The following is an 18985-nucleotide window of genomic DNA, read 5'->3' as shown; positions in this document are numbered from 1 at the left end:
TCTCGTGGAAAGTAATCCCTGTAGGAGCTGCCGAAGGCTGCGATCTTTTGATCTTGATCTTGAAAAACAAAATCAAAAGATCGCAGCCTTCGGCAGCTCCTACAGGTGAAATTTGGGGGGCAGTCAGAGCCCCATTTTTTGAGCAGAGGGTCAGCCGCGCTGGGTCAGGCCCATTTTCTTGCGGCCTTCGGCAGGGGTGAGCACGCGGGCACCGAGTCGGCTGAGGATTTCGCTGGCGCGTTCAACCAATTGGCCATTGGTCGCCAGCACGCCTTTGTCCAGCCACAGGTTGTCTTCCAGCCCGACCCGCACGTTGCCGCCGAGTAACACCGCTTGCGCCGCCATCGGCATCTGCATCCGGCCAATCCCGAACCCGGCCCACACCGCATCGGCGGGCAGGTTGTCGACCATGGCTTTCATCGTGGTGGTATCCGCCGGCGCGCCCCAAGGAATGCCCAGGCACAGCTGGAACAGCGGGTTATCGAGCAGACCTTCCTTGATCAACTGCTTGGCAAACCACAGGTGACCGGTGTCGAAAATCTCCAGCTCGGCTTTCACGCCCAGCTCAGTAATGCGCTTGGCGCCGGCACGTAGTTGCGCTGGTGTGGAGACATAGATGGTGTCGCCATCGCCGAAATTCAGCGTGCCGCAATCAAGGGTACAGATTTCCGGCAGCAGTGCTTCAACATGAGCCAGACGGGTCAACGGGCCGACCAGGTCGGTGTTCGGGCCGAACTCCATCGGGTTCTCGCCAGCGCCGATTTCGAGGTCGCCGCCCATGCCGGCGGTAAGGTTGACGATGATGTCGACGTCGGCTTCGCGGATGCGCTCCATCACTTCCCGGTACAGCGCCACGTCACGGCTGAACTTGCCAGTCTGCGGATCGCGCACATGGCAGTGCACGACGGTGGCGCCGGCCTTGGCCGCTTCAACGGCCGCCGCTGCAATTTGTTTCGGGGTGACCGGCACGTGCGGGCTCTTGGCGGTCGTGTCGCCAGCACCGGTGAGTGCGCAGGTGATGATGACGTCGTGGTTCATGGTGCGGTTTCCTTCAGGCGTGATGGGTCTGTCCGCAGCCCTTTTCGGGGCTGCGGAGCGTTGATTCGGGGTGAGTTATTTGCTGGTCAGCTGGAGGTTTTCAGCGGCCGGTTTGCCATCGAAAGTAGTCACACCTTCGAGCCAGCGCTGCTTGTCTTCGGGGTGATCCTTGAGCCATTGCTTGGCCGATTCGAAAGCGTCCTTGTGGTCGAGCAGCGGCTGCATCATCCGGCTCTCGTCCTCGGCAGTGAACGTCAGGTTGGTCAGCAGACGGCCAACGTTCGGGCACTGCTCGGCGTATTTCGGTGCGGTGACGGTCCACACGGTGGCCATGCCTTCGTTCGGGCCGAGGGCGTCATCGCTGCCGGTCAGATAGGTCATTTTGACGTTGACGTTCATCGGGTGCGGCGCCCAGCCGAAGAACACCACGGCTTCTTTGCGGCGCACGGCGCGATCGACAGCGGCGAGCATGCCGGCCTCACTGGACTCGACCAACTGGAACTTGCCGAGGCCAAACTGGTTCTTGGCGATCATTGCCTTGATCTGCGTGTTGGCGCCCGAGCCAGGCTCGATGCCGTAGATCTTGCCGCCCAGCTCTTTTTCGAACTTGGCGATGTCAGCGAAGGTTTTCAGGCCTTTGTCGGCCAGATAAGTCGGTACCGCGAGGGTCGCGCGAGCGTCTTTCAGGCTTGGTGCTTCAAGCACTTTGACCTGATTGGCATCGACGAACGGGGTGATGGTCTGCGTCATCAGCGGGTTCCAGTAACCGAGGAACAGGTCGAGGCGCTGATCGCGAATCCCGGCGAAGATGATTTGCTGGGACGCGCTGGTTTGTTTGGTGTTGTAGCCGAGGCCGTCGAGCAGGACCTGGGTCATGGCACTGGTGGCGATCACGTCGGTCCAGTTGACCACGCCCATGCGTACGTTCTGGCACGAGGCGGGTTCAGCCGCCATGACGCTGGCGCTCAAGAAAGCGGTACCGCTGAGTGCAAGAACACAGCTGCTGATCAGTCGTTTCATGTCGGGTTCCTCGGCAGGTCGTTATTGTGAGTTCCGGCATCTGTCGTGCCGGTGATGCAAAGTTACGCAGCTATACGCCCATGAAAGCGCACTGCGGCGACTGGCATTTGCACTGTAGCGACCTGTGCGCTTGAACGCCGACGACAATCGGCGTATCAACGAGCCACGCTACCCTCCCTCTCGTTACCCGCGAATCGAGTGCGCACATGTCCCAGGATTTCTACTTTCTGCTGATGCCGGGGTTCTCCGCCATCGGCTTTATTTCTGCGATCGAACCGCTGCGCGTGGCCAACCGCTTTCGTGGCGAGTTGTACCGCTGGCATGTGTTGAGCGCCGATGGCGGGGCGGTGCTGGCGAGTAACGGCATGTCGGTTAACGCCGATGCGGCGCTGGAGCCGTTGAAGAAAGGCGCGACGCTGTTGGTGGTGGCCGGGTTTGAACCGCTGAAATTTGCCACACCAACCCTTGAACACTGGTTGCGGCGTCTGGATAACGAAGGCGTGACCCTTGGTGCCATCGACACCGGTAGCTTCGTCCTTGCCGAGGCGGGCCTGCTCGATGGCCATCGCCTGACCCTGCACTGGGAAGCCATCGACGCATTCAAGGAATCTTATCCACAGCTCAGCGTGACCCAGGAGCTGTTCGAGATCGACCGCCGGCGAATCACCTCGGCCGGCGGTACGGCTTCTATCGATCTAATGCTCGATCTGATCGCTCAGGCCCATGGCCCGCAACTGGCGATTCAGGTCAGCGAGCAGTTTGTGCTGGGGCGCATCCGTCCGCGCAAAGACCACCAGCGCATGGAAGTCGCCACGCGTTACGGGATCAACAACAAGAAACTGGTGCAGGTGATCGGCGAGATGGAGCAGCACAGCGAGCCGCCGCTGACCACGCTGCAATTGGCAGAATCGATCAAGGTGACGCGGCGGCAACTGGAACGGTTGTTTCGGCTGCATCTGAACGATACGCCGAGCAATTTCTATCTGCGCCTACGCCTGGAAAAGGCCCGGCAGCTGCTGCGCCAGACCGACATGAGCGTGCTCGAAGTCAGCATCGCCTGCGGCTTCGAATCCCCGTCGTACTTCACCCGCAGCTACCGCGCCCGCTTCGCCCGCTGCCCGCGCGAAGACCGGCGTACCGCCCAGGCCTGAGTGGTTTCAGCAACACCCTAGAACCCTGTGGGAGCGGGCTTGCCCGCGATGAGGCCAGCACATCCAACATTGTTATTGCCTGACACACCGCCATCGCGGGCAAGCCCGCTCCCACAGGTTCCAAGGTGATTTCGGGAATCGGGTTACTTCTTCACCAGCGCCGAACACGCCGCCTTATAAGCCTCATGCTGATACTTGTTCAACGTCCCCGGCAGTTCAAAATTGTGCTTCTTCGCCTGCGCATTGATCGTCTGCGGCGACAACAACGTCACCTCACAGCCGTCAAGCAACTGCAAAATCCCCTCAATCTTGAACGTCGTCGGCCCACCAGCAAACTCACCCTTCTTGCTGCGCTTCTTGATCGCAATCCGATCAATCGAGTTCTCCCGCACAAACGACGCCACCTGCGCCGCGAACAACTTCACGTTGGCCGCTTCGTCATCCTCTTCGAGGGCGATCTTCTTGGTGGCAAGGGGAACGTGGCTCAAGGCCGAACCGTCGAGAGCGGCCACGGCGATGATCGCTTCGCTGCCTTTGATTTCAATGCCGCAGATGTTCATGGGGAATTCCTTGAAGTGAAGGGCGCAGCTTACAGCTCAAGCTGATTGGCGGTGATGCCGAACGCCGCTGCAATTTTCTCGCGTGTCGCTTTACGAGGCTTGGACACCGCTTCCTGTTGAGCAAACGCCGGTTGCGAAATGCCCATGCGGTTGGCGACTTCTTCTTGCGTCAGGTTTAGATATTCGCGCCAGGCCCGAATCGGTGTCGCCCCGTCGACCATGCGGCTAACCACCTCATGGGGGATCAGATCAGGTTTTACTTTCTGTGCAACGTATTGCGCATAGGGAATGACCACGAAGGCCGGTTTGCCCTCGGCGTCGTTGATTATTTGGATGTCAGTAGGTGCGTTCATCGCGTTTTTTGACCTCTTGAATACTGACCACTTTGATTGCGCCGTCCCAGTCGAACATGACCCGATAATTGCCGACTCGCAGTCGGTAAGCGTATTCATGTCCAACCAATGATTTGACGTTGCCGACATCAGGCATGTCAGCGAGCGCCGTGATGGCATCACGAACCTGTCCTTGATGAACGCAGTGCAATTTCAGTAGTTGCTTAACGGCCTTTCGAGTCCAGTGGATGCTGTTCATGGAAGAATATAAGTCTTTTATAAGATTGGCGAATCTTTACTTATATTTTTCGGTTGGCCAACTGGAAACAGATGTCAGCGTATTGCGTGAGAACCCCTCAGATAAAGGCATTCACGCAATACGTGTAGGCAGGCACGGTATCTATTGTAGGAAGAGGAGATTGACGCGATGAAAGCAGAGAGCGAGTCCCGCTTTCATCGGAGTACTTAAGACTATTCCTGCCCAATCGACTCCAAAAACTCCGACCGCTCATCACTCATCCGCGCCACGCAGTCATTCTGCGCGATCGTGAACGCCTTGCTCCCCGCCGTAGCCGGGAATGCCTCAACCGCGCAATCCGCATCCCGCGTCTTCAGCCACTGCTGCTGTGCGGTTTTGAGTTTGGCGGTGATATCCGCCAGTTGCGTGGCGTTTTTGCCGTAGGCGGTCTGCATGCGTTCGGTCAGGCTGGCGTAGTTGTCCTTGAGCAGGTCTTCGGCGGTCGTGCGGCTGTAGGTCGAGCATTCCAGGGTCTGGACGTCGTTTTCGACGGCGTCGCAGGGGTTGTTGTCGGATTCTTCGGCGGCGTGTACGCCGGTCGCAATCAAAGCCAAAGCCAGGAAGATCGATTTCATTGTTGTCGCCGCTCTAATCCAGTGGTGTTTCCAAGATGCCGGAGATTCTGGCTCAAGCTTGCGGGCTTGAACAGGTAGCTGATCGGAGCGTCTGGCGACCCTTTGTCGCGGATTGACGCTTTCGGCAATTCCCCTGTCGTTTTTGCACCCGGTCGCCCCGGCACCGAGGCATATGCTGGCCCCAAAGCGCCGGCAGACGATTCGGCGCATGAATCGCCAATAAGGGGACGCCTGATGAGCCCAGCCGAATTACACGCCGACAGCATCGTTATCGACGGTCTGATCATTGCCAAATGGAACCGCGAGCTGTTTGAAGACATGCGCAAGGGCGGTCTGACGGCGGCCAACTGCACTGTGTCGGTGTGGGAAGGCTTTCAGGCGACCGTGAACAACATCGCTGCCAGCCAGAAGCTGATCCGCGACAACAGCGACCTGGTGATGCCGGTGCGCACCACCGCCGACATCCGCAAAGCCAAGGAGCAGGGCAAGACCGGCATCCTTTTCGGCTTCCAGAATGCCCACGCCTTTGAAGACCAGATCGGCTATGTCGAGGTGTTCAAGCAGCTCGGCGTCGGCATCGTGCAGATGTGCTACAACACCCAGAATCTGGTCGGCACCGGTTGCTACGAGCGTGACGGTGGCCTGTCGGGTTTCGGCCGCGAAATCGTCGCCGAGATGAACCGCGTCGGCGTCATGTGCGACCTGTCTCACGTTGGTTCCAAGACTTCTGAAGAAGTCATCCTCGAATCGAAAAAACCGGTGTGCTATTCCCACTGCCTGCCGTCGGGCCTGAAAGAGCACCCGCGCAACAAGTCCGATGAAGAATTGAAGTTCATTGCCGACCACGGCGGTTTTGTCGGCGTGACCATGTTCGCGCCGTTCCTCGCCAAGGGCATCGATTCGACCATCGACGACTACGCCGAAGCGATCGAATATGTGATGAACATCGTCGGCGAAGACGCCATCGGTATCGGCACCGACTTCACCCAGGGTCACGGGCAGGACTTCTTCGAATACCTGACCCACGACAAGGGCTACGCCCGTCGTCTGACCAGCTTCGGCAAGATCATCAACCCGCTGGGCATTCGCACCGTCGGCGAGTTCCCCAACCTGACCGAAACCCTGCTCAAGCGCGGCCATCCCGAGCGCGTGGTGCGCAAGATCATGGGCGAAAACTGGGTCAACGTCCTCAAGGATGTCTGGGGCGAATAAGCCACCGCACTTCTGAATCCTTTCCCCCGGCCGTCCGCGCCGGGGGCAACACACAAAATTTTCTGGAGTTAAGTTTCCATGGCCAAGATCGCCCCGCAATTGCCAATCGAAGTCGACAGCGAGACCGGTGTCTGGACCTCCGACGCCCTGCCGATGCTCTACGTGCCGCGTCACTTCTTCGTCAACAACCACATGGGCATCGAAGAGGTTTTGGGCGCTGAGGCCTACGCAGAAATCCTCTACAAGGCCGGCTACAAATCTGCTTGGCACTGGTGCGAAAAAGAAGCCGAATGCCACGGCCTGGAAGGCGTCGCGGTGTTCGAGCACTACATGAAACGCCTGTCGCAACGCGGCTGGGGCCTGTTCAAGATCCAGGACATCGACCTCGACAAAGGCACCGCCAGCGTCAAGCTCGAACACTCGGCGTTCGTCTACGTCTACGGCAAGGTCGGGCGCAAGGTCGATTACATGTTCACCGGTTGGTTTGCCGGGGCCATGGATCAGATTCTTGAAGCCCGTGGCAGCAAGATTCGCACTGTCGCCGAACAAGTCTACGGAGGCTCCGAAGAGGGCCACGATGACGGCTTGTTCACCGTCAAGCCGTTGTAAGCCGAGGACCGTGCCATGGCTTTCGAAGCAATGTTCCAGCCGATCCAGATCGGCAAACTGACCATCCGCAACCGCGTGCTCAGCACCGCGCACGCCGAGGTCTACGCGACTGACGGTGGCATGACCACCGACCGCTACGTCAAGTATTACGAAGAGAAAGCCAAGGGCGGCATCGGCCTGGCGATCTGTGGCGGCTCCTCCGTGGTCGCCATCGACAGCCCGCAGGAGTGGTGGAGCTCGGTCAACCTGTCGACCGACCGAATCATCCCGCACTTCCAGAATCTGGCCGACGCCATGCACAAGCATGGCGCCAAGATCATGATTCAGATTACCCACATGGGCCGGCGCTCGCGCTGGGACGGCTTCAACTGGCCGACCCTGATGTCGCCGTCGGGGATCCGTGAGCCGGTACACCGCGCCACCTGCAAAACCATCGAGCCGGAAGAAATCTGGCGGGTCATCGGCAACTACGCCCAGGCCGCGCGCCGGGCCAAGGCCGGTGGTCTTGACGGCGTTGAACTGTCGGCGGTGCACCAGCACATGATCGACCAGTTCTGGAGCCCGCGCGTCAACAAGCGTACCGACGAATGGGGCGGCACCTTCGAAGGCCGGATGAAGTTCGGTCTGGAAGTGCTGAAAGCCGTGCGCGCCGAGGTCGGTGACGATTTTTGCGTGGGCATGCGTCTGTGCGGTGACGAGTTCCACCCGGACGGTTTGTCCCACGAGGACATGAAGCAGATCGCCAAGTATTACGACGACACCGGCATGCTCGACTTCATCGGCGTCGTCGGCTCGGGTTGTGACACCCACAACACCCTGGCCAACGTGATTCCGAACATGAGTTATCCACCGGAGCCGTTCCTGCATCTGGCCGCCGGGATCAAGGACGTGGTCAAGGTGCCGGTGCTGCACGCACAGAACATCAAGGACCCGAACCAGGCTACGCGGATTCTTGAAGGCGGTTACGTCGACATGGTCGGCATGACCCGCGCGCACATCGCTGACCCGCACCTGATCGCCAAGATCAAGATGGGCCAGATCGACCAGATCAAACAGTGCGTCGGCGCCAACTATTGCATCGACCGCCAGTACCAAGGTCTGGACGTGCTGTGCATCCAGAACGCCGCGACCTCCCGTGAATACATGGGCGTGCCGCACATCATCGAGAAATCCACCGGGCCGAAACGCAAAGTGGTCATCGTCGGTGCCGGCCCGGCCGGCATGGAAGCGGCACGCGTTGCCGCCGAGCGTGGCCACGACGTGACCCTGTTCGAGAAGAAAGAATTTATCGGCGGGCAAATCACCACCGCCTCGAAAGCGCCGCAGCGCGACCAGATCGCCGGCATCACCCGCTGGTTCCAGCTGGAGCTGGCGCGGCTGAAAGTCGATCTGCGCCTGGGCACGGCGGCTGATGCCGACACCATCATGGACTTGCGTCCGGACGTAGTGGTGCTGGCGGTCGGCGGGCATCCGTATCTGGAACAGAACGAACACTGGGGCGCCGCCGAAGGGCTGGTGGTCAGCAGCTGGGACGTGCTCGACGGCAAGGTCGCGCCGGGCAAGAACGTGCTGGTCTACGACACCATCTGCGAGTTCACCGGGATGTCGGTCGCCGACTTCCTCGCCGACAAGGGCAGCCAGGTCGAGATCGTCACCGACGACATCAAACCGGGCGTGGCCATCGGCGGTACGTCGTTCCCGACCTACTACCGCAGCATGTACCCGAAAGAAGTGATCATGACCGGCGACATGATGCTGGAAAAGGTCTACCGCGAAGGCGACAAACTGGTCGCGGTACTGGAAAACGAATACACCGGCGCCAAAGAGGAACGGGTGGTCGACCAGGTGGTGGTGGAGAACGGCGTGCGTCCGGATGAGGAAATCTACTACGCGCTCAAAGAGGGTTCGCGCAACAAGGGCCAGATCGACGTCGAAGCGTTGTTCGCGATCCAGCCGCAACCTTCGCTGAGCGAGACGGGCGACGGCTACTTGCTGTTCCGCATCGGCGACTGCGTGGCGCAGCGCAATACCCACGCCGCGATCTATGACGCCCTGCGGCTCTGCAAGGATTTCTAAGGGCTAGTGAACCGATCGTTCCCACGCTCTGCGTGGGAATGCCGCAATGGACGCTCTGCGTCCGCTTGGGACGCGGAGCGTCCCGGGATGCATTCCCACGCAGAGCGTGGGAACGATCATTGAACGCCGTGTTTCTCCAGGTTGTACTGGTGGGAGCTTCACCATGTTGAACACCCTTCTTCCAATCCTGTTGTTCGCAGCTATCGGCCTTGGTGTCCTCGGCGCGTTGCGGCGGGTGGCCATGTGGCGCCGGGGCCGGGCCTCGAAGGTCGATCTGATCGGCGGCCTGTTCGCCATGCCCAAACGTTACATGGTCGATTTGCACCATGTCGTCGCGCGGGACAAATACATCGCCAACACGCACGTGGCCACGGCCGGCGGTGCGGTGGCGTCGATTGTACTGGCGCTGCTGGTGCACGGTTTCGGCTTGCACAACCGCATTCTCGGCTACGCGCTGCTGCTGATGACGGCAGTGATGTTCGTTGGCGCGATCTTCGTTTATCTGCGTCGGCGCAACCCGCCAGCGCGGCTCTCGAAAGGCCCGTGGATGCGCCTGCCGAAAAGCTTGTTGGCATTCTCGGCGTCGTTCTTTTTGCTGACTTTGCCCGTTGCCGGAATCCTGCCAGAGAACTTCGGTGGCTGGGTGCTCGCGGCCATCTTGGGGATCGGTGTGTTGTGGGGCGTGTCGGAACTGTTCTTCGGCATGACCTGGGGCGGGCCGATGAAACACGCCTTTGCCGGTGCTTTGCACCTGGCTTGGCACCGTCGCGCTGAACGCTTTGGCGGCGGTCGTTCCACGGGCCTGAAGCCTTTGGATCTCGATGATCCGTCAGCGCCGTTGGGTGTTGAGAAACCCGTAGATTTCACCTGGAACCAGTTGCTCGGTTTTGACGCCTGCGTGCAGTGCGGCAAGTGCGAAGCTGCATGCCCGGCCTTCGCCGCCGGCCAGCCACTGAACCCGAAAAAGCTGATTCAGGACATGGTCGTCGGCCTCGCGGGCGGCACCGATGCAAGATTCGCCGGCAGCCCGTATCCCGGCAAACCCATTGGCGAACACAGCGGCAATCCGCATCAACCGATCGTCAACGGTCTGGTCGACGCCGAAACCCTGTGGTCGTGCACCACCTGCCGCGCCTGCGTCGAGGAATGCCCGATGATGATCGAGCACGTCGATGCCATCGTCGACATGCGCCGTCACCTGACCCTGGAGAGAGGCGTGACCCCGAACAAGGGCGCCGAAGTCCTCGAAAATCTCATCGCTACTGACAACCCCGGTGGTTTCGCTCCGGGCGGGCGGATGAACTGGGCGGCGGACTTGAACCTCAATCTGCTCAGCGAAAAGAAATCCACCGACGTGCTGTTCTGGGTTGGCGACGGCGCGTTCGACATGCGCAACCAACGCACTCTGCGCGCCTTCGTCAAAGTGCTGAAAGCGGCGAAAATCGACTTCGCCGTGCTTGGTCTTGAAGAGCGTGACAGCGGCGACGTAGCGCGCCGTTTGGGCGACGAAGCAACCTTCCAGTTGCTCGCCAAACGCAACATCCAGACCCTGGGCAAATACAGCTTCAACCGCATCGTCACCTGCGATCCGCACAGCTTTCACGTGCTGAAAAACGAGTACGGCGCGTTCGACGGCAACTACCTGGTGCAGCACCACAGCACCTACATGGCGGAAATCATTCAGGCCGGCGCGCTGAATCTTGGCCAGCACAAAGGCAACAGCGTGACCTATCACGATCCGTGCTACCTCGGTCGCTACAACGGCGAGTACGAAGCGCCGCGTGAAGTGCTGCGTGCGCTCGGCATCGAAGTCAAAGAGATGCAACGTTCCGGCTTCCGTTCGCGCTGCTGCGGCGGCGGCGGCGGGGCGCCGATCACTGACATTCCGGGCAAGCAGCGGATTCCCGACATGCGCATGGAAGACATCCGCGAGACCGGCGCCGAACTGGTAGCCGTGGGTTGTCCACAGTGCACGGCGATGCTCGAAGGCGTGGTCGAACCGCGTCCGCTGATCAAGGACATTGCCGAACTGGTCGCCGACGCGCTGCTTGAAGACGCCGCGCCGAGCAAGCCTGCGACCCCGGCCAAACGTGAACCTGCGGAGGCCCACTGATGAGCGACATTATCCGCCGCGACCCGCGCGCTGAATGGATTGCGCGTAACCGCCTGCACCCGCTGCACGCGGCGATGCAACCGGCGCAACACAGCTGGATGGGGCCGAATGGCGTCATCCGCAAGAATCTGCACGGCATCGGTTTTATCGGCCCCAATGGCATCAAACGTATCGATCGCAGTGGCGCGCAACAGGGCGGTGCGGTCAAACGTTCGGCGACTGTTGAAGTGCAATTGCCGCTGCATCAAGTGCCGGCCCCGGCGTTCTATATCAACGTGGTGCCGGACATGGTCGGTGGCCGCTTGAGCAGCCACGACCGTGACTTGCTCGGCCTTGCCCATCAACTCGCTGGCCAGGACGGCGCCGTATTGGCGGTGGTCTTTGGCGAGCACAAGGAAAATGCTTTCGCCACTGCCGGGGTGGATCGCTTGCTGGTGCTTGAAGGTGAAGAATTCAGCGGTTATGCACCGGAGCAACGGGTACAGGGTCTGCGCGCTGTGGATAACCAGTTCAATCCGCGCCACTGGCTATTGCCAGACAGTCGCAGCGGTGGCGGCGAACTCGGTCGACGCTTTGCGGCGGCACTCGGCGAGCGCCCGGCCACACGGGTCTGGCAGGTCAAGGATCAAGAGTGCATCGGCCGCGCTGGCGCTGGGCTGCAAGACCTTGCCCGGCCGGTTGCGCGGTTGATTCTGGCTGCCGCCGAATGCGCCGAGCCGGTCAGCGAAACCCGTCATGAAGCCTTGCCGGTGGAGTTATCCACAAGCGTCGCGCGCAGCCTGTCGCGAATCGAAGATCTCGGTGCCGTAGCAGTAGATCCGGCGGCGATTCCGATGGCCGAAGCCGAATTCATTTTCTCCGGCGGCAACGGCGTCAAGGACTGGCAGCTGTTCCACGCAACGGCGGCGGCGCTCGGTGCTACCGAAGGCGCCTCGCGGGTCGCGGTGGACGATGGCTTCATGGCGCGTGATCGTCAGGTCGGCGCGTCGGGCACCTGGGTCACCGCGCGGGTCTATGTGGCTGTGGGTATCTCCGGGGCGATCCAGCATCTGCAAGGTATTGGCGCCTGCGACAAGGTGGTGGCGATCAATCTCGATCCGGGTTGCGACATGATCAAGCGTGCCGACCTCTCGGTGATCGGCGAGAGCGCGGCGATTCTGCAAGCGTTGATCGAAGCCGTTTCGGCTTACCGCAATGAATCCAAGCGCGATGCGGCCTAAGGAAACGCGATGAACACGAAAGTTATCAGTCTGGTTTCAATCGGCGCCCACCCGACTTCCGGTCGCCCGCGTCGCGCCGACCAGGACGCGCGCGCCGTGGAGTTGGGCCTGCAACTGGCTGGGGATAACCTGCAAGTGCTGCACGCCGGCGACGTGGCGGAACCGGCACTGCGCGCCTATCTGGGCATGGGCCTGGAGCAGATGCATGTGCTGGAGCAGCCCGCTGGCGCCGATGCCTTGCCAGCGTTGACCGCGTATCTGCGTGATGCCGGTGCGCAAGTGGTGCTGACCGGCAGCCAGGCGGAAACCGGTGAAGGTTCGGGGATGTTGCCGTTCCTGTTGGCCGAGGGGCTGGGCTGGCCGCTGGTGGTTGGGCTGGCGCAGGTCGAGTCGATTAGCGACGGCTCGGCGCTGGTGCTGCAAGCCTTGCCGCGTGGTCAGCGGCGACGGTTGAAGGTGAAGCTGCCGTTCCTCGCGACTGTGGATAACGCTGCGCCGAAACCTCGGCAGAGCGCCTACGGCCCGGCGCGGCGTGGCGTATTGGAGGCTGACGACGTCGAGGTTGTTGACGATGAACTCCTGTCTGTAGCCACCCTGCAACCGGCCAAACCAAGGCCTAAACGCCTGAAAGTGATCAAAGCCAAAAGCGGCGCCGACCGCATGAAAGCCGCGACCGCCAAAGCCAGTGGCGGCGGTGGGCAAGTGCTCAAAGGCGTCACCCCACAGGCCGGCGCCGAAGCCATCCTCAAACTCCTTATCGAAGAAGGCGTGGTCCGCTGACACCCGACACCCCCCAAATCTCTGTAGGAGCTGACGAGTGCAACGAGGCTGCGATCTTTTGATCTTGTTTTCAAATACCAAGATCAAAAGATCGCAGCCTCGTTGCACTCGTCAGCTCCTACAGGTTGGTGGGTTTGCCATAGGAATAATGTGAATGACCGTTGAGTTTCGACCTGCCCGGCGCACGGATGCGCGCGACATTGCGCGTTTGTTTCAGATTTCCTCGGAGGGCGCCTCGGATTACATCTGGAGCCAGTTGGCCGAGCCTGGGGAGGCGCTGCTGGATGTCGGCGAGCGACGTTATGCCCGCGACGACGTGGATTTCTCTTGGCAGAACTGCCTGATCGCCGAGGCTGCAGGTCAGGTTGTTGGCATGATGCACAGCTACGCCATGCGCGAAGATCCCGAGCCAACGCCGCCCACCGATCCGGTGCTGGCACCGTATGCCGATATGGAAGTGCCGGATTCGTTGTACATCTCCAGCCTGGCGCTGCATGAGGGCTGGCGCAATCTGGGCTTGGGCGTGCAGTTCCTCCAACATGCCCAGGCGCGTGCTGAGCAACTGGCGCTTAAAGGCCTGAGCCTGATCGACTACGCCGCCAACACCGGCGCCCGCCGCTTCTATGAGCGGCATGGCTTCGGCATCGTCAAAACCTGCCAAGTGGTTCCGCATCCGATGATCCGGGTGACGGGCGAGGCCTATCTGATGCACCGAGCATGAACTCGGTTATCCACTGACGAGGGTTTACACACAATCCCTGTTGGTCAGTCTGTGGATAACGTGTTCGCCCTTCGCTGCAAGTCATGTCCGCCGTGGCTTGCAGGCCGCAGATCAAAAAACAACCAACCTAAGTTACGGTTTTTATGGGGTTTTTCTGCGGGATAACTGCGTAAGTTACCCCCGATCTCTGTTGGCGCTTCTGTGGATAAGATGTTCGCTAACCCATGAGAGCTATATAAAACGTGGCTTTCAGAGAGTTGATCAATAACTGATCAATTTGCGTTTTCTATCCGATGAATTGCCCGTAGAGCCTGATATTTCGCAGTCTTCAGGGCTTTTCCACAGCAGGCGTAAAGTTACCCCCGATCTCTGTTGGCGCTTCTGTGGATAAGGTGTTTGCCATCCGCTAAACGCCACGAATGGCGTGGCTTGCAGGCTGTTGATCAAAAAGCGATCAATGTGTTTTCAAAACAGTACTTCTGGATAAGTCACGGTTTTTCTTTGCAAATCAGTGGGATATTTTTCGAATCATCAACAGTTGTCCCCATTTGCTGTGGGTTGGTGTGTGGATAACTTGTTTGCTGAAGGCTGGGGGGCTTGGTGGGTATGGGGTGCGGGGTGGTTGATCAGAAATTGTGCAATCAAGGTTTAGGGATGTGGTGAATGTGAGATAGCTATCGCGAGCAGGCTCACTCCTACAGGGGAACGCATTCCACCTGTAGGAGCTGCCGAAGGCTGCGATCTTTTGATCTTGCTCAGCCCTGAACCGGGACACCTTTGAGGTAAGGCGCAGGCTCGGCCCCAAGGTTGTTCAGCAAGCGCTCGCTGTACCAATCCACGAAGTTGACCACACCAAACTCATAGGTCTTGGAATAAGGCCCAGGCTGATACGCCGTCGAGTTGATCCCGCGCTGGTTCTCCTCAGCGAGGCGCCGATCCTGATCATTGGTCGCATCCCACACCTGACGCATGCGCTCGACGTCGTAATCCACGCCCTCGACCGCGTCCTTGTGCACGATCCACTTGGTGGTGACCATGGTTTCCTGCGCGCTGATCGGCCACACCGTGAAGACGATGATGTGGTCGCCCATGCAGTGGTTCCACGAGTGCGGCAGGTGCAGGATGCGCATCGAACCGAGGTCCGGGTTCTTGATCCGGCCCATCAGTTTCGCGCAACCCTGTTTGCCGTCGAGGGTCATCGACACGGTGCCCTTGAGCAACGGCATGCGCACGATGCGGTTGCGCAGGCCGAAACTGGCGTGGGCATAAGGAATCTTCTCGGCCTCCCAGGCCGCGGCAGAGGCGGCGACGTGATCCTTGAACGCCTGATCGGCGCGCGGATCGGTGACGTCGTCCCATTCCAGCAGGGTTTTCAGCAGTTCCGGGTGCGACGCGTTGCAGTGGTAGCACTCGCGGTTGTTTTCCAGCACCAGTTTCCAGTTGGCCTTTTCCATCAAGGTGGTGGTGATCGCCACCTTGGTGTTCTCCATGTCGTACGGTTCCATGTAATGGTTCAGCGTCGACAGGAAGTCATCAATGGCCGGTGGATTCTCCGCCAGGCTGATAAAGATGTAGCCGCCGGCGGTCTTCACGTTCACTGGTTTGAGGCCGTACTGCTTCATGTCGAAGTCGGCGCCCATTTCGGTGCCGGCGAACAGCAGGCGACCGTCCAGCTCGTACGTCCACTGGTGGTAATGGCAGACCAGTTTGGCGACCTTGCCTTTTTCACTGGTGCACAGGCGCGAGCCACGGTGGCGGCAGACGTTGTGGAAGGCATGGACCACGCCTTCAGCGCCACGAATGACGATGATCGGGTTCTTGCCGATCTGCAGTGTCAGGTAGTTGCCTTTCGCCGGGATCTCGCAGGTCATGCCGGCGATCAACCACTCTTTCTGGAAGATCTCCTGCATGTCGATATCGAAGAGTCGTTCATCGCTGTAAAACGGTTGTGGCAGCGAAAACGTCCGCTCGCGCTCCTGGAGCATTTGTGCGGTGGCCTTGCGTGCGGGTTCCAGCGGATCGCCCAGGCTGATTTTTGCGGTGACGTCCATCGATGTGATCCTCATGGCCATCTGCGTGGCCGGCGAAAAGTGGCTGATCAGGTGTGCTGCTAACGGTTGCTACGCAAGGTGTAAAGAAGCTGTCTTGGTGTTGGGGCGAGTGTGGGGCCGGCGCGGGGCGGAACCTTATCCATGGGCGACATGGTGCAATCTGTTCCCGACGCGCAACCCCCGGTGGTTGGGGGCTGGTCGCGATAAGTATGCCGATGTCGCGGATAGGTAAACGGGCGGTTCGCGCTATACGCAGAATCGCCGACATGAGGCCGACAGTCGGCCGTGGAGAACAGCATGTCCAACAGCTTCCTGAATCCGGTCACCACCCAGACCTGGGCCAATGGCCGACACATCGTCCGTTGCGTCAAAGTCATCCAGGAAACCTGGGACGTGCGCACCTTCTGCTTTATGGCCGACCAGCCGATCCTGTTCTTCTTCAAGCCCGGGCAGTTCGTGACCCTGGAACTGGAAATCGAAGGCCAGCCGATCATGCGCTCGTACACCATTTCCAGTTCGCCGTCGGTGCCGTACAGCTTTTCGGTGACGATCAAACGGGTGCCGGGGGGCAAGGTTTCGAACTGGTTGCACGACACGCTGCATGAAGGGCAGGAATTGGCGGTGCACGGGCCGGTCGGGCTGTTCAATGCCATCGACTTCCCGAGCCCGAAAGTCCTCTATCTGAGCGGCGGCGTCGGTATCACGCCGTGCATGTCGATGGCGCGCTGGTTTTACGACACCAACGCCAACGTCGACATGACCTTTATCCACAGCGCGCGCTCGCCGAAAGACATCATTTACCACCGCGAGCTGGAACACATGGCGTCGCGGATCGACAACTTCAGCCTGCACCTGATCTGCGAGAAGCATGGCTTGGGTGAGCCGTGGGCCGGTTATCGCGGTTACCTGAACCACAAGATGCTTGAGCTGATGGTGCCGGACTTCCTTGAGCGCGAAGTGTTCTGCTGCGGCCCGACGCCGTATATGAACGCGGTCAAGCGCCTGCTGGAAGTGGCCGGGTATGACATGTCGCGTTATCACGAAGAATCCTTCGGTGCGACGCCACCAGAAGCGCGTGCCGATGCGGTGGAGCAAGCCGAACAGGCAGCGGATGCGCCGGAGATCGATGCGGCGGATCTGCATCAGGTCGAGTTCACCTCGTCCGGCAAGAGCATTCGTGTGGCCCCGGGTGAGACTGTGCATGCGGCGGCGGCCAAGCTTGGCCTGATGATCCCGAAAGCCTGCGGCATGGGGATTTGCGGGACGTGCAAGGTGCTCAAGCTGGGGGGCGAAGTGGAGATGGAGCACAACGGCGGGATTACCGAGGACGACGAGGCCGAGGGGTTCATTCTGTCGTGCTGCAGCGTGCCTAAAGGCGACGTCCGTATCGATTTCTAACGGGATCCCTATGTAGGAGCTGCCGAAGGCTGCGATCTTTTGATCTTGTTTTTGAAGATCAAAAGATCGCAGCCTTCGGCAGCTCCTACATGGGTTGTGTTCAGTCGATGAACAGGTCGGGCATCAGGGGTGCGGTGCTGTCCGGTTCAAAGCGGTAGTGATTGAACTCGGTCATGCCGCTCTCGCGCAAAATCTCCTCATCAATCAACAACCGCCCGGTAATCTGCCGTCCGCTGCTATCCAAAATCACATGAGCCGCTTCCGCCATGATCGCTGGCGTTCGCGCCTGCTTGAACGACTCCCGGTTCCCCAACTGAAACTCAATCGCCGCCGTGGCAATCATCGTCTGCGGCCACAGCGAATTGACGCTGATGCCGTAACCGGCGAACTCCTCACTCATCCCCAGCGTCAGCATGCTCATGCCGTACTTGGTCACGGTGTAAGGGCTGAACTGTGCAAACCACTTGCTCGCCAGATTCAGCGGTGGCGACAGGTTGAGAATGTGCCCGGCGGATTTTTTCAGATAGGGCAGGGCGGCCTGGCTGCACAGCAGCACCGCGCGGGTGTTGATCTGGTGCATCAGGTCGAAACGTTTGAGTTCGACGTGCTGCACACCGGTCAACTTGATCGCCCCGGCGTTGTTCACCAGCGCATCGATCGCGCCGAAATGTTCGTTGGCCTGGGCGAGAGCCCGGCGTACGCCGTCCTCATCACGTACATCCACCTGCAACGCCAACGCCTTGCCACCCGCCGCTTCGACTTCGGCGGCGACGCTGTGGATGGTGCCGGGCAATTTGGCGTGGGGTTCGGCGCTCTTCGCCGCAATCACGATATTGGCCCCGTCCCTCGCGGCACGCAGCGCAATCTCACGGCCAATGCCACGGCTGGCGCCGGTGATGAACAGGGTTTTGCCTTGTAACGACATGCCGATGCTCCTGCTTATTGTTATGTGAGCGGAGGGCTCGACAGACAATGTAGACCAAGAGGCAACGCAATTTTGATCGTTCCCACGCTCCGCGTGGGAACGATCAAGGTCAGGCGGACTCAATTTGCTCGTTCCTACGCTCTGCGTGGGAATGCAGCCCGGGACGCTCTGCGTCCCATTCAATACCAGTACTGAACCTCAATTAGCCCCGGCATTCCCGCGTAGTCCCTGGCACTCGAATAACGCCAATGCTCCGGCAAGTCCACATACCCGCGTTTCACTGGATTGTTGTGGATGTATTCAAGCTTCTGGCGCATCACCGATTCGCTATAAACCATCTCTGCGTGGGAGCCTTCCTGCCACAACTGGTAAACCCGATCCTGCTTATGCGCGCGTTTGCTAAAGCGCAGGCGTTGCAGAGCTTTGTCGGCACCTTTGCTTTGCAGATCATCGATAGATTTGACGCGCGGTGAAAGATTTGAATTGGCTGAGGCATTTACTCAGGTCGGGCGCCTGAGCGACGAAGTGAAGATGGTTTTCCAGAATCACGTAGCCGTACAGCTTCAAGTCATGGTGGGTCTGTTGATAACGCCAGCAGTTGAGCAGGTGGTCGACGATGTAGGGGCGGATGAACAGCGGTAACCATTCCATGATCGTGCAAGTCAGGAAATGCGGTTTGTCGGTTTCAGTAATGGTGTAGCGGCTGCGGCCCATGGGATTCTTCCTTGAATCTTGCGGTGCGACGGGAATGGAACGCGGAGCGTCCCGGGAGGCGTTACCACGCAGAGCGTGGGAACGATCAGGGTGAGGCGGACGAAGTGATCGCGCTAGCAGAGAAGTCTGAAGTGCCGTTGGGAAAAGTCATTCCCGACCGAAGATCGTTCCCACGCTCCGCGTGGGAATGCA

The 18985-nt window shown here is 59.8% G+C and carries 17 protein-coding genes and 1 pseudogene; 9 read left to right on the top strand and 9 right to left on the bottom strand.

Annotated features, from left to right (window positions below; all coding sequences use genetic code 11):
• Nucleotides 1–150: 150 nt before the first annotated feature.
• Together ACQ4MY_RS16845 and ACQ4MY_RS16840 are read right to left on the bottom strand one after the other, a co-directional pair.
• A complete protein-coding gene (locus tag ACQ4MY_RS16845; RefSeq protein ID WP_090286996.1) occupies nucleotides 151–1038 on the bottom strand; it encodes a 3-keto-5-aminohexanoate cleavage protein in 888 nt (295 codons plus the stop codon).
• Nucleotides 1039–1113: 75 nt separating this feature from the next.
• Nucleotides 1114–2058, bottom strand: a complete 945-nt coding sequence (locus ACQ4MY_RS16840) for a choline ABC transporter substrate-binding protein (RefSeq protein WP_093429894.1) — start codon at nucleotides 2056–2058, stop codon at nucleotides 1114–1116.
• Between the two features lie 206 nt (nucleotides 2059–2264).
• On the opposite strand from ACQ4MY_RS16840, the gene ACQ4MY_RS16835 reads away from it, so the two are divergent.
• The gene (locus ACQ4MY_RS16835) at nucleotides 2265–3209 is read left to right on the top strand and encodes a GlxA family transcriptional regulator (RefSeq protein WP_027610647.1); all 945 of its coding nucleotides are present in this window, start codon (nucleotides 2265–2267) and stop codon (nucleotides 3207–3209) included.
• 143 nt (nucleotides 3210–3352) lie between these two features.
• Here the strand turns inward: ACQ4MY_RS16835 and ACQ4MY_RS16830 are convergent, their stop codons facing one another.
• The 4 genes from ACQ4MY_RS16830 to ACQ4MY_RS16815 form a co-directional block, all read right to left on the bottom strand.
• Nucleotides 3353–3769, bottom strand: a complete 417-nt coding sequence (locus ACQ4MY_RS16830; RefSeq protein WP_440095883.1) for a DUF3010 family protein — start codon at nucleotides 3767–3769, stop codon at nucleotides 3353–3355.
• Between the two features lie 29 nt (nucleotides 3770–3798).
• Entirely contained in the window at nucleotides 3799–4122 is a 324-nt protein-coding gene (locus ACQ4MY_RS16825; protein WP_008083171.1) for a helix-turn-helix domain-containing protein, read from the bottom strand.
• On the bottom strand, nucleotides 4106–4360 hold the full coding sequence (locus tag ACQ4MY_RS16820; RefSeq protein WP_008083170.1) for a type II toxin-antitoxin system RelE family toxin: 255 nt from the start codon (nucleotides 4358–4360) through the stop codon (nucleotides 4106–4108). The genes ACQ4MY_RS16825 and ACQ4MY_RS16820 overlap by 17 nt, the downstream gene beginning before the upstream one ends.
• A 212-nt stretch (nucleotides 4361–4572) precedes the next feature.
• On the bottom strand, nucleotides 4573–4974 hold the full coding sequence (locus ACQ4MY_RS16815; RefSeq protein WP_008083168.1) for a lysozyme inhibitor LprI family protein: 402 nt from the start codon (nucleotides 4972–4974) through the stop codon (nucleotides 4573–4575).
• A gap of 234 nt (nucleotides 4975–5208) precedes the next feature.
• On the opposite strand from ACQ4MY_RS16815, the gene ACQ4MY_RS16810 reads away from it, so the two are divergent.
• From ACQ4MY_RS16810 to ACQ4MY_RS16780, 7 genes are all read left to right on the top strand, one after another.
• The gene (locus ACQ4MY_RS16810) at nucleotides 5209–6186 is read left to right on the top strand and encodes a dipeptidase (RefSeq protein ID WP_008083166.1); all 978 of its coding nucleotides are present in this window, start codon (nucleotides 5209–5211) and stop codon (nucleotides 6184–6186) included.
• 78 nt (nucleotides 6187–6264) lie between these two features.
• Nucleotides 6265–6795 (top strand): DUF5943 domain-containing protein, encoded by a 531-nt coding sequence (locus ACQ4MY_RS16805; protein ID WP_008083165.1) that lies wholly within the window; start codon nucleotides 6265–6267, stop codon nucleotides 6793–6795.
• 15 nt (nucleotides 6796–6810) lie between these two features.
• On the top strand, nucleotides 6811–8871 hold the full coding sequence (gene dgcA, locus ACQ4MY_RS16800; protein ID WP_440095881.1) for a dimethylglycine demethylation protein DgcA: 2061 nt from the start codon (nucleotides 6811–6813) through the stop codon (nucleotides 8869–8871).
• Nucleotides 8872–9034: 163 nt separating this feature from the next.
• Complete coding sequence (gene dgcB, locus ACQ4MY_RS16795) at nucleotides 9035–10984, top strand: dimethylglycine demethylation protein DgcB (protein WP_440095879.1); 1950 nt, start codon at nucleotides 9035–9037, stop codon at nucleotides 10982–10984.
• Nucleotides 10984–12204 carry an electron transfer flavoprotein subunit alpha gene (gene etfA / locus ACQ4MY_RS16790; RefSeq protein ID WP_440095878.1) on the top strand — a complete coding sequence of 407 codons (1221 nt, stop codon included), beginning with the start codon at nucleotides 10984–10986 and terminating at the stop codon, nucleotides 12202–12204. The genes dgcB and etfA overlap by 1 nt, the downstream gene beginning before the upstream one ends.
• Nucleotides 12205–12213: 9 nt before the next feature.
• Complete coding sequence (etfB, locus tag ACQ4MY_RS16785; protein WP_440095877.1) at nucleotides 12214–12984, top strand: electron transfer flavoprotein subunit beta; 771 nt, start codon at nucleotides 12214–12216, stop codon at nucleotides 12982–12984.
• A 154-nt stretch (nucleotides 12985–13138) separates the two neighbouring features.
• Nucleotides 13139–13705, top strand: coding sequence for an N-acetyltransferase family protein (locus tag ACQ4MY_RS16780; RefSeq protein ID WP_440095876.1), 567 nt, complete (start codon nucleotides 13139–13141; stop codon nucleotides 13703–13705).
• Nucleotides 13706–14460: 755 nt separating this feature from the next.
• Here the strand turns inward: ACQ4MY_RS16780 and gbcA are convergent.
• Nucleotides 14461–15756, bottom strand: a complete 1296-nt coding sequence (gene gbcA, locus ACQ4MY_RS16775; RefSeq protein WP_008083155.1) for a glycine-betaine demethylase subunit GbcA — start codon at nucleotides 15754–15756, stop codon at nucleotides 14461–14463.
• A gap of 297 nt (nucleotides 15757–16053) precedes the next feature.
• On the opposite strand from gbcA, the gene gbcB reads away from it, so the two are divergent.
• Complete coding sequence (gbcB, locus tag ACQ4MY_RS16770; protein WP_007911227.1) at nucleotides 16054–17154, top strand: glycine-betaine demethylase subunit GbcB; 1101 nt, start codon at nucleotides 16054–16056, stop codon at nucleotides 17152–17154.
• Nucleotides 17155–17254: 100 nt separating this feature from the next.
• Here the strand turns inward: gbcB and ACQ4MY_RS16765 are convergent, their stop codons facing one another.
• Complete coding sequence (locus tag ACQ4MY_RS16765) at nucleotides 17255–18079, bottom strand: SDR family oxidoreductase (protein ID WP_440095875.1); 825 nt, start codon at nucleotides 18077–18079, stop codon at nucleotides 17255–17257.
• A 179-nt stretch (nucleotides 18080–18258) separates the two neighbouring features.
• Nucleotides 18259–18793 (bottom strand): annotated as a pseudogene (locus ACQ4MY_RS16760) (REP-associated tyrosine transposase).
• Nucleotides 18794–18985: the final 192 nt, after the last annotated feature.

It is taken from the genome of Pseudomonas sp. SM4, assembly GCF_051913165.1.
Classification (GTDB): Bacteria; Pseudomonadota; Gammaproteobacteria; order Pseudomonadales; family Pseudomonadaceae; genus Aquipseudomonas.
The sequence above is the reverse complement of the archived record's forward strand: the minus strand, read 5'-3'. Positions and strand labels throughout refer to the sequence as shown.

Excerpts from the sequence above, each read along its gene's own strand:
- ACQ4MY_RS16845 (WP_090286996.1), bottom strand. The coding sequence starts at position 1,038 with ATGAACCACGACGTCATCATCACCTGCGCACTCACCGGTGCTGGCGAC.
- ACQ4MY_RS16840 (WP_093429894.1), bottom strand. The coding sequence starts at position 2,058 with ATGAAACGACTGATCAGCAGCTGTGTTCTTGCACTCAGCGGTACCGCT.
- ACQ4MY_RS16835 (WP_027610647.1), top strand. The coding sequence starts at position 2,265 with ATGTCCCAGGATTTCTACTTTCTGCTGATGCCGGGGTTCTCCGCCATC.
- ACQ4MY_RS16830 (WP_440095883.1), bottom strand. The coding sequence starts at position 3,769 with ATGAACATCTGCGGCATTGAAATCAAAGGCAGCGAAGCGATCATCGCC.
- ACQ4MY_RS16825 (WP_008083171.1), bottom strand. The coding sequence starts at position 4,122 with ATGAACGCACCTACTGACATCCAAATAATCAACGACGCCGAGGGCAAA.
- ACQ4MY_RS16820 (WP_008083170.1), bottom strand. The coding sequence starts at position 4,360 with ATGAACAGCATCCACTGGACTCGAAAGGCCGTTAAGCAACTACTGAAA.
- ACQ4MY_RS16815 (WP_008083168.1), bottom strand. The coding sequence starts at position 4,974 with ATGAAATCGATCTTCCTGGCTTTGGCTTTGATTGCGACCGGCGTACAC.
- ACQ4MY_RS16810 (WP_008083166.1), top strand. The coding sequence starts at position 5,209 with ATGAGCCCAGCCGAATTACACGCCGACAGCATCGTTATCGACGGTCTG.
- ACQ4MY_RS16805 (WP_008083165.1), top strand. The coding sequence starts at position 6,265 with ATGGCCAAGATCGCCCCGCAATTGCCAATCGAAGTCGACAGCGAGACC.
- dgcA (WP_440095881.1), top strand. The coding sequence starts at position 6,811 with ATGGCTTTCGAAGCAATGTTCCAGCCGATCCAGATCGGCAAACTGACC.
- dgcB (WP_440095879.1), top strand. The coding sequence starts at position 9,035 with ATGTTGAACACCCTTCTTCCAATCCTGTTGTTCGCAGCTATCGGCCTT.
- etfA (WP_440095878.1), top strand. The coding sequence starts at position 10,984 with ATGAGCGACATTATCCGCCGCGACCCGCGCGCTGAATGGATTGCGCGT.
- etfB (WP_440095877.1), top strand. The coding sequence starts at position 12,214 with ATGAACACGAAAGTTATCAGTCTGGTTTCAATCGGCGCCCACCCGACT.
- ACQ4MY_RS16780 (WP_440095876.1), top strand. The coding sequence starts at position 13,139 with ATGACCGTTGAGTTTCGACCTGCCCGGCGCACGGATGCGCGCGACATT.
- gbcA (WP_008083155.1), bottom strand. The coding sequence starts at position 15,756 with ATGGACGTCACCGCAAAAATCAGCCTGGGCGATCCGCTGGAACCCGCA.
- gbcB (WP_007911227.1), top strand. The coding sequence starts at position 16,054 with ATGTCCAACAGCTTCCTGAATCCGGTCACCACCCAGACCTGGGCCAAT.
- ACQ4MY_RS16765 (WP_440095875.1), bottom strand. The coding sequence starts at position 18,079 with ATGTCGTTACAAGGCAAAACCCTGTTCATCACCGGCGCCAGCCGTGGC.